Origin of the sequence: Candidatus Hakubella thermalkaliphila (assembly GCF_013281975.1) — a bacterium.
GTDB classification, from domain to species: Bacteria; Actinomycetota; Humimicrobiia; order Hakubellales; family Hakubellaceae; genus Hakubella; species Hakubella thermalkaliphila.
The window spans coordinates 1-12993 of sequence record NZ_BLRZ01000051.1; the positions used below are offsets into that span (position 1 = coordinate 1).

A 12993-nucleotide genomic window follows, 5' to 3' on the forward strand; every position below is an offset into this window, starting at 1 on the left:
AACCTGCCCACTGGAGGATCTGGTCTTAACTGTCCTTATAAAGGCCATTGTCACTGACCCCCTAATCCTTCATTTGAGTACAATTATGGCTATTTTAAGGACAGTTGTCAATAGAAAAAGGCCATATTTCACAAATTTATTGTCACTACCCTTTTTCTTTTTTAGGCCTCCTTTCTGGACAAAATGCCTGGTAAACCGTATTATTGTATTTCACAGGATGCCATTTGCTGTTGAACCTCGGTTATTACTCGCAGCAGTTTAATTTCCATGCCATGGCCTGGTTCTTTAAGTTCGGATAGACGCTTTGACTTAGCGTCTTCTACTACTCCAAGATAATGGGTTTTTATGCCCATCTCTTCAAGTTTTTCAAAGAGACATGCACCTATGATACAGAGAGCCGTGCCTTTGTTTTTAATATGGTCGGGCATCTCACCCCAGTCAAACACCGAGTAGCGGTCAGAGAAGATGAAGCGTCCTATTCCAGTCCTGCCACCCTCTGGCTTTTTCAGAACTACTAAATCTTTCACACTACCCATTTTTCGTAACGTCCTCTTTTACAAAAATGAGCCGAGAAAGCCCCCGATTTTAATCCTGGGGATGAATCGGCTAAGAAATACTTGACCAAGTACTGTTATAATATCACTGTTCGACATTGTTGTGCGCAAAGTTTCTTCATAAATGATGGTAACAATAAACGGTGGAAATGTTCAAAGATCTTAGAGAGTTTATCCATTTTCTAGAAAACAGAGGCCAGTTGAGGCGAGTGACTGTCCCGGTAGATGCGGAGCTGGAGATCACCGAGATCGTTGACCGAATTTGCAAGCAGAATGGTCCTGCTCTTCTCTTTGAACAGGTTAAAGGGTACGATATTCCTGTGGTTATCAACCTCTTCGGCTCCCTGGAGCGCATGAGCTGGGCTCTGGGAGTACCAAAGCTGGATAGCATAGCTCAGCGAATGGCTGGGTTACTGTCTCTATCTCTTCCGGAGGGGTTTCTGGGCAAGCTGAGCCTGCTTAATCGGCTCAGGAAGATAGGGAGGTTTGCCCCCAAGACGGTCAGGAAGGCTCCCTGCCAGGAGGTAGTGATTGCCCAGGAGCCCAGCCTGGATTTTCTGCCCATCTTGAAATGCTGGCCTCAGGATGGGGGCAGGTTTATCACCCTCCCTCTGGTGATCACCAAAAATCCCTTAACCGGGCAGCAGAACATAGGTATCTATCGTCTGCAGAAATATGACCACCGGACTACCGGAATGCACTGGCATATCCATCACGATGGAGCTCGTAATTATCGGGAGAGCCAGAAGCTTGGGCGGAACCTGGAGGTGGCGGTAGTCTTGGGGGGAGATCCAGCCACCATTTATGCGGCCAGTGCTCCTTTGCCCCCCGGCTTTAACGAGCTCCTGTTGGCTGGTTTTCTGAGAGAGGCTCCGGTGGAAGTGGTCCGGTGTAAAATGCTGGATCTTGCGGTTCCGGCCCATGCCGAGATCATCCTGGAAGGCTATGTGGATGCCACTGAGAAGCGAACAGAAGGTCCTTTTGGAGACCACACGGGATTTTACTCCCCGGCCCAGGACTACCCGGTCTTCCACCTGACCTGCATTACTCATCGTAAGAGTCCCATCTATCCAGCTACTGTAGTGGGCAGGCCGCCTATGGAAGATGTCTTTCTGGGTAAAGCCACAGAAAGGATATTTCTGCCCCTCCTCCAAATGCAAATTCCGGAGATAGTAGATCTCCATCTCCCGCTAGAGGGAGTTTTCCATAACTGCGCTATTGTATCTATTCGCAAGAGCTATCCCGGACAGGCCAGAAAGGTCATGAGTGCTCTGTGGGGATTGGGCCAGGTGGGCCTCACTAAAGTAATCATAGTGGTAGATGAAGATGTGGATGTGCAGAACCTTTCCCAGGTGGCCTGGAAGGTCTTTAATAATATTGATCCGGAACGGGACTTTCTCTTTATTAAAGGGCCGGTAGACGTGCTGGATCATGCCTCCTCCGTTTGTGGCTATGGTTCCAAGGTGGGTATTGACGCCACCCGAAAGATGCGGGAGGAAGGTCATGAGAGAGAGTGGCCCGAGGAGATCCGCATGGATGAGGAGATAAAGAGACTGGTAGACCAAAGATGGCAGGACTATGGCCTCGACTAAGATCGGCACATTTTTGCGGGATATAAAGTTTGAACACAGCATCTTCGCTCTTCCCTTTGCTTACATGGGCGCCATCCTGGTGCCTGGTCTCCCCACCTGGTGGCAGATCGTCTGGATAACCGTGGCTATGGTGGGAGCACGAACTTTGGCCATGTCCCTGAATCGCCTTATTGATAAAAATATCGATGCCCTGAACATCCGGACCAGAGAACGGGCTTTGCCCACCGGGCTGATCTCAGTCAGGGAAGTTCTGGTCTACGGTCTTCTCTCCCTGGTCGTATTCATGATCGCGGTTTTCCAACTAGCACCTCTATGTCGATACCTGTGGCCAGTAGTGATCATACCTTTTGTGGTCTATCCCTATACCAAGAGATTCACCTGGCTCAGCCATTTTGTTCTGGGGTTCAACTACAGCCTGGTTCCCCTGGGAGCGTGGGTAGCAATTACTAACCGCATAGATCTGGCTCCCGCAGTGCTGGGTCTGGCCGCAGCCCTCTGGCTAGCTGGGTTTGACATTATCTACTCCTGCCAGGACGTGGAGGTGGACCGGGCCCAGGGACTTTTCTCTATCCCGGCTAATTTTGGCATCCGGACCGGGCTGAGCTTGACCAGGCTCTTGCACCTCTTGACGGTCCTTCTTCTGGTTTTGACGGGTGTTCTCCTGGAGCTGGGTCTTCTGTACTATGCGGGGGTGGTGGTTGCGGCGGCTTTTCTCTATTATGAGAACTCCCTGGTCAAGCCCCATGATCTTTCCCGCCTCAACCTGGCTTTCTTTACCATGAATGGGCTTTTCAGCCCGGTCCTTTTTCTGTTCACTCTGGCGGATGTTCTGCTCATATGATAGAATAGGGGCTATGCTGAGAAACCAAAGAGTTTCCAAAACCGGTCTCCGTAGTGACATTTTAAGCCTGATTCTGGTCATCACAGTTTCTTTTTCCCTGCTTCAAGTCTCTGGTTGTTCCATATATAATAGGTTTTTCAGCGGACCGGAGCCGGAAGACACAGTAATTGTTTTTTTTGAGAACTTGAAGAATAGGAATTATGCTGAGGCCTACGAGTTGCTGGAGAAAAGCGACCGCCAGAGACACAGCCTGGATCAGTTCCGGAAGGAAATGGGCACTGTACTTCAGATCCAATCTATCCAGGTTCTGTCATCTCAGATTTCAGGCCAGGTGGCTGAAGTAACTATCAATCTGACCACTATCTATGAAGGGGGAGAATCTGTGGCAGAAGGGATTGTGGTTCCCCTGATCAAGGAAGAAGGAGAGTGGAAAGTTGACTTTTGGGACTGAGCCCGGGAGACCAGGGACTCACTCCGGGCCTCTAAGTGATCCCCAGGGCCAGGAACTAATCTTAAGGGGTTAAAATGAGAGTTCTTTTTGTGGGAGATGTGATAGGCAGACCAGGGCGGACAGCAGTGAAGCTTCTTCTTCCATCTCTGGTTCATGACCATGGTATCGACCTGACTATAGCCAACGGTGAGAATGCAGCGGGAGGGATTGGGATTACTCCGGAAGTAGCAAAGGAACTTCTGAGCTCCGGGGTAGATGTCATAACCACGGGAAACCATGTATGGCACAAAAAAGAGATATATAGTTTTATTGACCAGGAGGAGAGGCTTCTTCGTCCGGCCAACTATCCTCCGGGTAACCCGAGCAAGGAGTTTCTGGTCAGGGAGGTTAAGGGGCATGCTGTGGCTGTGGTTAACCTTTGCGGCAGAGTTTTTATGCCCCATTTGGACTGCCCCTTTCGCTGCATGGATAGGCTTTTGAAAGACCTGGAGAGCATCACCAATCTGATAATAGTAGATTTCCATGGTGAGGCCACCTCAGAGAAATACGCCATAGCCTGGTATCTGGATGGCCGGGTCAGCGCCGTGGTGGGAACCCATACCCATGTCCCCACTGCCGATGAGAGAATCTTGCCTGGGGGCACCGCCTATATTACTGACGCAGGAATGGTAGGTTCCACAGATTCGGTTATTGGGGTAAAAAAGGAAGAGATTATAGAACGGTTTTTGACCCAGAGGCCAATCAGCTTCAGTGTGGCCAAAGGCCACCGAAGGCTGGACGCTGTAGTTATTGATATTGATGAGAAAGACGGGAGAGCTACCTCTATTCAGAGGATTAACCTGGATGTAGATTAATGCCGGGCCACCCGCAAGAGGCCACGGGAGGATTCGGCCTCTGTTTGGCGCATGCTGGTACACATCTTCAAGCTGACGAAACGAGGCAGGCTCTGACAGAGAGGGTTGAGCTTCTCTTTGGCGTCCTCTTGTGTAGATATATGGTGGACACTCAACAAGTTTCTGAGCCGTCTTTTCGTAGGAAGAACAGGAGTAGCCAATCGCGACATGTCTTGATTAACATATGTAGAGAGAGGAAACTGTACCTAAGATGCGCTACAAAAAAATAACTCCTGACAACAGTGTCTTTGTCATCCTTTCCTTTGAGGGTCCGGACCTATATTCCCAGGCTGGTGGTCTGGGTTTCAGAGTGACCGAGCTCTCGGAAGCATTGGCCAAAAAGGGGTTCGAAACCCACGTCATCTTCGTTGGCGACCCCTACAAGCCCGCTGTGGAAACTCTTAATCAAAAAAGATTGATTCTTCACCGTTGGTCCCAGTGGATAAGTAAATATTATCCTCTGGGAGTCTATCAAGGAGAAGAGGAAAAACTTTATGATTATAACGAAAGCGTGCCCTATTTTGTCCTGGACGAGATAGCTCGACCGGCGGTCAAAGAGAAAAAGAAGCTGGTGGTTCTGGCTGAGGAGTGGCATACTGCCGAGTGCGTAATGCGGCTGAGCGATCTACTCCACTACTTTGGCCTTCGAGATAAGGCCGTAATTTTCTGGAATGCTAACCATACCATGTCTTTTGACCGCATCAATTGGGGAAGGCTGGCCTTTGTGGCCACCCTTACTACGGTGAGCAGGTTCATGAAACACTACATGTGGGATATGGGTCTAAATCCTATCGTTATTCCCAATGGCGTGCCCGACCGGATGTTCCAGGGGGTGGATAGTGAGAAAGTAGCCAGATTCAGGGAGGTCTTTGAGAGTGACTTTCTTCTCTTGAAAGTAGGGCGTATGGACCCCAACAAAAGATGGAATATGGCCATGGATGCTGTGGCCGAACTCAAGCGGAGGGGATCTAAGGTCAACTTTTTAATCAGGCCGGGTCGGGAGCCCTATGGCGGAGAAGTCATCTATAATGCCGAGAGAAATGGGCTTTATGTATATAATCTCAATCTCTCCAAACCTACCTTTGAGGAGCTCCTTGAAGCTCTGCAGGAGGCCCGGGATGCTGACGTTCTTACCCTCAATTTTGTGGTCGAGGACGAATACTTGCGTATCTTCTATTATGGCTGTGATGCTGTTCTGGCCAATAGCGGGATGGAGCCCTTTGGCCTGGTTGGTCTGGAAGTTATGGCCTGCGGAGGAGTCGTCTTCACTGGCTGTACCGGAGAGGAGTACGCTATTCCCTATCAGAATGCCATTGTTCTGGAAACTGCCGATCCCGTGGAAATCGTCAACAATTTGTACTACTTGAAATCAGAACCCGCAGTAGGTCAGAAAATCAGGCGAGAGGCCAAAATTGCAGCCAAAAGGTATGCCTGGGGTCAGGTAGTTGACAATCTCCTTCGCAAGATAGAATACGCTGCGATTATGCAAAAGTCGGATATGGAAGACTAGCCATGGTGCAAGAGGTGGCCATCTATCTGGTGGTCCATCAACCCAGAAGGATAAAACTACCAGCCCAGCCCATCCCCCAGGGCGTCTCTGCCGAAGACATGGAGAAATGTCTTTTTGATGAGAGACTGAACCAACGTTACTTCGATAAAGTCACCCGATACTGTTACATCCCGGCTACGGATAAGTTCCTGGAATTGGTGGAAAAGGGAATGAAGATCTCCATCAGTTTTTCGGTCTCTTTCCTGCAGCAGGCTATGAAATGGGGAGAGAGGGATGTGCTGCCAAGATTCAGAAAATTAGTAGCACATCCCAATGTGGAGCTTATAGGCATGGAGCCCTACCACAGCTTTATCTTTCTTTGGGACATAGACATGTTCGTAAAGCGGATGGAGTGGGCCAGGAATTATCTGGCCCAACTTCTGGGCAAGGAGCCAACTGTCTCCGATACCACAGAGATGTATCTATCCAACGATGTGTACTTTGCTCTGCAAAAGGCCGGATTTGAGGCTACTTTTATGGACGGAAGACCCTGGGTTCTGGGGTGGAGGGAGGCCACTCATCTATACAACTACTCTCAGAGCAGACTCAAAATTTTGATCCGCCATCATAGTCTGAGCGACGATGTGGGCTACCGGTTTTCGAACCGACAGTGGTGCCACTACCCCCTTACTGCCGATACCTATGTCACCTGGATTCAGCAGACCCGGGGAGATTTTGTTTTTCTGGGATGGGACTACGAGACTTTCGGGGAACATCACTCGGTCTATAGCGGAATATTTGATTTTCTGGAATGGCTTCCCGTGGAGCTTAAGAAAAGAGAGGTTAGCCTGGCCACACCCAGCCAACTGGTCCAGAAGTATGCTCCAACAGCCTACGATCTGCCTCTCCCCGAGTTTGGCAGTACCTGGGCTGGCAGCGGTGGAATGGAGTTTTTTCTGGGCAATTCGGCCCAGCAGGCTATTTTGCGGTTGATGATGAGTGTCTACAACAAGGCTAAATTGACGGGGAACGAGAAGCTGGTGGATATAGCCCTGTGGCTGGCCCAATCGGATAATCTCCATTTGATCCAGTGGTATGGTAGAGGAGGGGGCTCGGAAGCTGAGGTATCCCAGTACTTTACTCCTCAGGAATGGTTTCAACTAAGCCCTGACGGCATCATCTGGCACCAGCAACAGGTATATAAAAATGCCATCAGGGCTATGGATTATTATATGCGCCCATAACTATCCAGGAGGTACCGGAAGATGAAACTAAAACTGGTCTGCCTGTGGCATTTATATCAACCAAGCGTGGGCCTGGAGATGGGCTGGGCCCAGGAAAATGCGTGGGAATGCTATCGCATCATTCCCAAAATCTATGCTGCTCATCCCCGGATGAAGGCGGCCATCAACATTCAGGGAGTGCTTATCGAGCAACTTCTAGCCTACGCCCCCTCAGTAATCGAACCCTATAAAGCTCTGATCCATAACGGCCAATTCGAAATTGTCTGTTCAGCCTATTATCACCCCCTGTTGCCGTTGCTTCCTCCCGAGGATATGGCAGAGCAAATCGATATGGATATGGCTGCCATCGAGGATACTTTTGGGGTGAAGCCCGTTGGCTTCAGGCCGCCGGAGCTGGCCTGGAGTTCCATCCTCATTCCCATCCTGGCTGAAAGAGGAATCCAATGGTCCATCATTGATTCTTCCACTCTTAAGCTGGCTCGAAAGAAGATGCCTGCTCTGACCGACCTGGAGGAGAGTTCCACCGAGCTACTACCCTATTCTTTAGAGGATCCCTCTGTGGACCTGGCGGATCGGGATGAAGCCTTCTATCAGACCTATGTGAGCCGGGTCGCTGAGCATCGAGTTAACTTACTAATCAGAGATCACCAATTGAGCAGACTTTTTGAGGAACCCTCTGGGTGTCTTACCGGCGTGGTAAAACCGAAAAGATTGGTGGCGGCACTTAAGAATCTACATCACCGGCTGAGAGGTGGTATCGTGGTAATCAGTGCCGACGGTGAATACATAGGTGGGCAGGGAGATTCCAGCCGGGTGGTGCATTTTGAGGAGATCCTTTCCGAGATGGAAGCTCTCGATTTCGTGGAAAGCGTGACGCCAGCGGAACTTTTCGACCGAGTGCCGGCAAGAAAGGAGATATTTGTTCCCGCCGGAACCCAGATGGGAAACTTCGATCGCTGGACTGCTTCAGCCGAAGACAAAATTTTCATTCAGCAACTAAACCACTTGCGCCGGGAACTGGAACATGTCGGGCTCTATGCTCGAATAACAGGTAAAGCCGATGAGTCAGCCATCAGGGATCTCCTGGGCCGGGTGAGAAAATTAATTCTGATGTTGCAATCTAATTCCTGGCTCACCTGGCACTACGAACCGGCTCAGCTTCGCATAAGAGGTTACGAGTACATGCTGGAAACCCGATCTCTCCTAAACAGTCTGAAGGAGTTGGTTTATGAGCGCCAAGCCGCCCTTAGTTAAGCCCTTGCTCTCCCGTGATCTTCTGCCACTGGCAAAGCAGAAGAGGAAAAGGAAGAGGCAGAGCAAGACCTACGAGCAGCTCCTTGCGACAGCGGTTAAGGTATTCTCCAAAAAGGGTTACCATAACACCAGCATCGAAGAGCTGATGGACAGCATCGGCATAGCCAAGAGCGTCCTCTATTACTATTTTAAGAGCAAAGAAGCCCTATTTGCTACCATTATCGAAATGGGTGTCTCTTCCTTCATCGCTATGCTCAAGGAGGCTATCAGGGAAGAGAGCGACATCAGAGGACGCCTGGAGGCGGCTGCTCGTACCTATGTCTATTTTTATGAACACAATGTGGATTTCTTCCGAGTTTTGGTAGATGAGGTACGTATCCCGCGGCAGAACTTTGCCACGAAATATCCCGATTTTTACCAGGCTTATCGGGACGTACTGGCGGACATTATCTCGGAAGGAGTGAGGAGCGGGATAATTCGCCCTCTGAACCCCCAGGTGGCCGCTCAGGCTCTGGTGGGGATGCTGGACATATTTCTGGTCCAGCATTCCTCCGATGATGTGCAAGAAAAGATGGATATGGGTAAGATCTTTTCAGAAGTGTTTGGTATCTACTGGAATGGCATCCGCTCTTGACCCGCACAATTGCCAAAATTGCCTATTGACAGGAGGAAGGGAATAATGTAATTTAAAATAGAAAGGTTGGTCGATAATAATTTATTTCCCCGATCTTGCTTTGTGGAACTCTTACAAGCAAAGAAAAGGGCTGAATCTGAGGCAGCAAGGAGGTGGTGAAATATAGAAAGATGGTAATTTTAACCTTTTATGGAGAAGAAGGGTATCCGTAGGCCCCAAGGTTCCCTAGCAGGGACAAATCTACATCAACAAGATGGAAATATTTTAGAAAGAGGAGGCAAGTATGAGCAGTACAACCTGGCTTAAGTTAATGGCAGTAGGCGTGCTAATCGCCGGGCTATTTTCCCTGGCCGTGGCCTGTGTACCAGCACCCCCGGTGGAAGAAGACCCACCTGCAGAAGAGGTGGAACCACCTGCCGTTGAACTGACCATCTGGCATGCCTATCACGTGGGTGAGAAAGAAGAAGCGGCCCTCAAGCAGGTTCTCGAGCAGTATAAGGCGGACCACCCGAATGTGACAGTCAACGTCCTCGCCGTGCCCTTTGACGCGATCTTCTCCAAATGGGTGACCGAAGTGGGGGCCGGCGGTGGTCCAGACATGTTCACTGCCCCGAACGATAACCTTGGCGACCATGTACGCGGTGATCTGGTCGCCCCGCTGGGTGACCTGCTGGCTGGTAAGCTCGAGGGCTTTAGCGAGATGGCGATCAATGGGGTGACCGTTGATGGCGAGATCTATGCCGTGCCAGGCATCATCAAGGCCGTGGGGTTGTTTTATAACAAGGCCATGGTCGCGACACCGCCTGCCACGCTGGATGAACTGAAAGCGCAAGTTGAAGGCGGCACGAAGTACGTCTTCATGCAGCATCCCTATCACAACTTCGGCTTCTTCACCGGCGCCTTTGGCGGTACATTGATGGACGAAACCGGCAGGTGCGTCGCCGATCAGGGCGGTTTTGCCGAGGCCATGGAGTACCTGTATGAACTGAAGCAGGCCGGCTTGATCTTCGAGACCGACGAAGGCAAGGCCAACACCATGTTCATGGAGGGCGAGGTCGCGGGTATCATCAGCGGCCCGTGGATGCTTGGCACCTTCAAGGCCGCCTTGGGCGACAACCTGGGTGTGGCTTTGATGCCCGCCGGTCCGGCAGGCCCGGCTACGCCGCTCACTGGCGTTGATGGCTGGTACATCAACCCCAACAGTCAGAAGAAAGAGGCCGCTGTTGAGCTGGCACTGTACATCTTCGGTCCGGAAGGCTCGAAGATTTATACCGACGTAGCCGGCAGTCCGATGGGCCGCACCGATGTCGAGATCGCGGATCCGTTGGTGCAAGCCTTCATGGACATCGCCAACGCTGGCTTCCCGCGCCCGCAATCTGTTGAGTTCGCCAACTGGTGGGGCCCCTTCAGTGATGCCTTCACCAAAGTTATGGAAGGTGTGGCTCCTGCTGCCGATGCCGTTGCGCAAGCCTGCGCTGACATGAACGCCGCGAGCGGCTTTTAATTGCTCACTGTAAGGAGGGAGCGTTATTTTCGGGCGCTCCCTCCTTCCCTAATTCCCGGCAGGTTGGAAATGGCGGTCACCGAGAGCATATTGCAATCCGCAGCGAGGTGAAAACCCTTGCGCAAAAAGATTAACCCATACCTCTACCTCATCCCTGCATTGTTGGTCATGGGGGTCATCACTTTTTACCCCATGGGCTTCCAGTTATGGATGTCGTTCACCAATTACGGGATCCGGAATCTACGTTTTGATGCTCCCCCTCCTGACTGGGTTGGACTTGCCAATTACGTCAGAATCCTCACTACAAATCTCGGCCTTGGCAACTTCAGCTTCTGGCGGGTACTGGGTTTCAACCTCTTCTGGGCTTTCTCCAACGTCATTATCCATGTTACCTTAGGCATTATGATTGCAGTTGTATTGAACACGGCAGGGTTGTGGTTCAAAAGGATCTATCGCGTCATTTATATTCTCCCCATCGTTATCCCTCAGATTATTGTGGCTAACGTTTTTCGCAATATGTTTGATCCGGACTGGGGCGCTATCAACCAGGGACTGGCGTTGATCGGCAGTTTATTTGGGCTTTCGCCGGATCTCTTCCATATTCGGTGGATTGCTCAGCTCGGTTATCCCATTTCGGGCATCCCGCTCACGCTTTCGTATTTTGCCCTGCTCATCACCAACATCTGGCTGGGCTGGCCGTTTATGACCATCGTCGCCACCGGGGCGCTGCAAAGCATCCCGCACGAACTCTATGGAGCGGCCGATATTGATGGCGCAAGCGGCTTACAGAAATTCTGGCGCATCACCTTGCCCCTTATCCGGCCGGCGATGGTCCCTGCCGCGGTCTACGGCCTCGTCGTCACCTTTAACCTGTTCACCCTAATCTACTTCCTTTCTGGAGGCGGACCGCTGCGTGAAACAGAAATTCTGCTCACCGTAGCCTTCCGGCTGGTCAACGAGCAAAGGTTGTACGGCCTGGCAGCCGCGTTCAGCGTCTATATCTTCTTTGTCCTTCTCGGATTAACCCTGTTAACTAACTACATTACTCGTGCTACGGAGAGCTATGAGATCTGAGATGTCTGATAATTCCTCCACAAGTTTTGTAACCCGACTGGCCAAGCGGTTCAAGGCAAAACCATCCTCAAGCCGCCGATTGGGCCTGGGGCCGCAACTGCTCCTGCAACTGATTATGTTCACGATTGCAGCGTCGGTCATGTATCCTCTCTTGTGGGTGATCAGCCTCTCGCTTGATCCACGCAATATCCTCCGTCCAACCGAGCTAAGGCTCATCCCGCCGGGCGCTACTCTGGAAAATTACCGCCAGGTTTTCATCCAGCCCACCCCGAATCCAGTCTCCTTGTCAGAACTGGCGTTAAACAGTTTCTCCCTCTCAATAGGGACGGCGATCGTCTCGGTTCTTATTGGTGTCTTTGCGGCCTATGCCTTTTCTCGCCGGCGCTTTGCTGGCCGCCAGGCGCTTATGATTAGTGTTCTGGCCGTTCTGATGCTTCCAGCAATCGCTACCCTGCCAGCCCTTTTCGTCCTGCTTAACAGGGTTCAAATCAGTATTGGCGAGATTCAATTCAATCTGCGCAATTCCCTGTGGGGAGTTAGCCTGGCTGTGTTGTCTGGTCTCCTGCCATTCGCTATCTGGAACCTGAAGGGGTATCTGGATACCATTCCCAAAGACCTCGAAGAGGCGGCTCTGATCGATGGCTGCACGCGAAACCAGGCCTTCTTCCGCGTGACTCTGCCGCTGGCTGTCCCGGCCCTGGCTGTCACAGGCTTCCTGGGCTTCATGGCCACTTGGTCTGAGTTCGCCATCTCCTGGCAGTTCCTGACCAACCCTAAGGACTTCACGTTGGCGATGGGCCTTTACAACATGGTTGGCCAGTTCGCCGGTAGTGTCTCCTGGTCTCGGTTTTCCGCCATGGCCATCTTGTTCGCCTTGCCTGTGTCCGTTGTTTACCTTTATTTGCAAAAGTACATTGTGAGCGGCTTAGCCATCGGCGGCGTGAAGGGCTAGAAAGTGGGCGAGGGAGGAGCATGGTGATTTCCTCCTCGTGGTCCTCCCCTTTGTCTCTTTCCGCCTTTTCCCCTCCTCCCTTTCCGCCCTGGGGGTTTCGTACTGGAGTGGTCGGGATACTATATACCCGAACAAGGGTTCATTCAGTTGTCCGACCGGGGCCTTTACCCCTTTATCCACTACTTACCAAGTAGTCCATAAGAGAACACCTGCTACATAGCAGGCCAAGAGGGAGGAAGAAAATGCCGACAGAGGAAAGTTATTTCCACGCCATTTGTCGAGTGAAGTGCGGCAGCAGAGAGAGAAATGGAATATCTTTTAGGTGCATAACAGACAGGGGCGAGGAGCTTAACGTAAGAATCGATGTATGTTCGGACACCGTCTTGCGCTTTCGCATGTCCTTAGAAGAAGACAATAGTGGCGAGAAGTCGCCCATGGAAACGGAGAAGATCTGGCCTGGGGTAGACTTTGAGGTAATAGAAAATGATCGGCAAGTGAAAATCAAGACAAG

13 protein-coding genes are annotated in these 12993 nt (G+C 51.1%); 12 read left to right on the forward strand and 1 reads right to left on the reverse strand.

Annotation, left to right across the window (positions count from 1 at the left end; translation table 11 throughout):
- Positions 1 to 200: 200 nt before the first annotated feature.
- Entirely contained in the window at positions 201 to 527 is a 327-nt protein-coding gene (locus HW443_RS06095) for a phosphoribosylaminoimidazolesuccinocarboxamide synthase (RefSeq protein WP_246273396.1), read from the reverse strand.
- Positions 528 to 703: 176 nt separating this feature from the next.
- Between HW443_RS06095 and HW443_RS06100 the strand changes: the two genes are divergently transcribed.
- The 12 genes from HW443_RS06100 to HW443_RS06155 form a co-directional block, all read left to right on the forward strand.
- Positions 704 to 2146, forward strand: a complete 1443-nt coding sequence (locus HW443_RS06100; RefSeq protein WP_176231947.1) for a menaquinone biosynthesis decarboxylase — start codon at positions 704 to 706, stop codon at positions 2144 to 2146.
- Positions 2133 to 2987 (forward strand): UbiA-like polyprenyltransferase, encoded by an 855-nt coding sequence (locus HW443_RS06105; RefSeq protein ID WP_176235757.1) that lies wholly within the window; start codon positions 2133 to 2135, stop codon positions 2985 to 2987. The genes HW443_RS06100 and HW443_RS06105 overlap by 14 nt, the downstream gene beginning before the upstream one ends.
- A complete protein-coding gene (locus HW443_RS06110) occupies positions 2971 to 3438 on the forward strand; it encodes a nuclear transport factor 2 family protein (RefSeq protein WP_219857227.1) in 468 nt (155 codons plus the stop codon). The genes HW443_RS06105 and HW443_RS06110 overlap by 17 nt, the downstream gene beginning before the upstream one ends.
- A 74-nt stretch (positions 3439 to 3512) precedes the next feature.
- Positions 3513 to 4292 (forward strand): TIGR00282 family metallophosphoesterase, encoded by a 780-nt coding sequence (locus tag HW443_RS06115; protein ID WP_176237986.1) that lies wholly within the window; start codon positions 3513 to 3515, stop codon positions 4290 to 4292.
- Between the two features lie 250 nt (positions 4293 to 4542).
- Positions 4543 to 5841 carry a glycosyltransferase family 4 protein gene (locus HW443_RS06120; protein WP_176235759.1) on the forward strand — a complete coding sequence of 433 codons (1299 nt, stop codon included), beginning with the start codon at positions 4543 to 4545 and terminating at the stop codon, positions 5839 to 5841.
- A 2-nt stretch (positions 5842 to 5843) separates the two neighbouring features.
- A complete protein-coding gene (locus HW443_RS06125; RefSeq protein ID WP_176235760.1) occupies positions 5844 to 7064 on the forward strand; it encodes a glycoside hydrolase family 57 protein in 1221 nt (406 codons plus the stop codon).
- Positions 7065 to 7085: 21 nt separating this feature from the next.
- Positions 7086 to 8318: a polysaccharide deacetylase family protein gene (locus tag HW443_RS06130; RefSeq protein WP_176235761.1), complete on the forward strand. Its 1233-nt coding sequence runs from the start codon at positions 7086 to 7088 to the stop codon at positions 8316 to 8318.
- On the forward strand, positions 8293 to 8952 hold the full coding sequence (locus HW443_RS06135; protein ID WP_176235762.1) for a TetR/AcrR family transcriptional regulator: 660 nt from the start codon (positions 8293 to 8295) through the stop codon (positions 8950 to 8952). The genes HW443_RS06130 and HW443_RS06135 overlap by 26 nt, the downstream gene beginning before the upstream one ends.
- A 283-nt stretch (positions 8953 to 9235) precedes the next feature.
- Positions 9236 to 10456, forward strand: a complete 1221-nt coding sequence (locus tag HW443_RS06140; protein WP_176237987.1) for a sugar ABC transporter substrate-binding protein — start codon at positions 9236 to 9238, stop codon at positions 10454 to 10456.
- 117 nt (positions 10457 to 10573) lie between these two features.
- Positions 10574 to 11530 (forward strand): carbohydrate ABC transporter permease, encoded by a 957-nt coding sequence (locus HW443_RS06145; RefSeq protein WP_258190464.1) that lies wholly within the window; start codon positions 10574 to 10576, stop codon positions 11528 to 11530.
- A gap of 1 nt (position 11531) precedes the next feature.
- Entirely contained in the window at positions 11532 to 12482 is a 951-nt protein-coding gene (locus HW443_RS06150) for a sugar ABC transporter permease (RefSeq protein WP_176231861.1), read from the forward strand.
- A gap of 242 nt (positions 12483 to 12724) precedes the next feature.
- A partial coding sequence (locus HW443_RS06155; protein WP_176237988.1) for an alpha-glucosidase domain-containing protein occupies positions 12725 to 12993 on the forward strand: 269 nt, incomplete at its 3' end.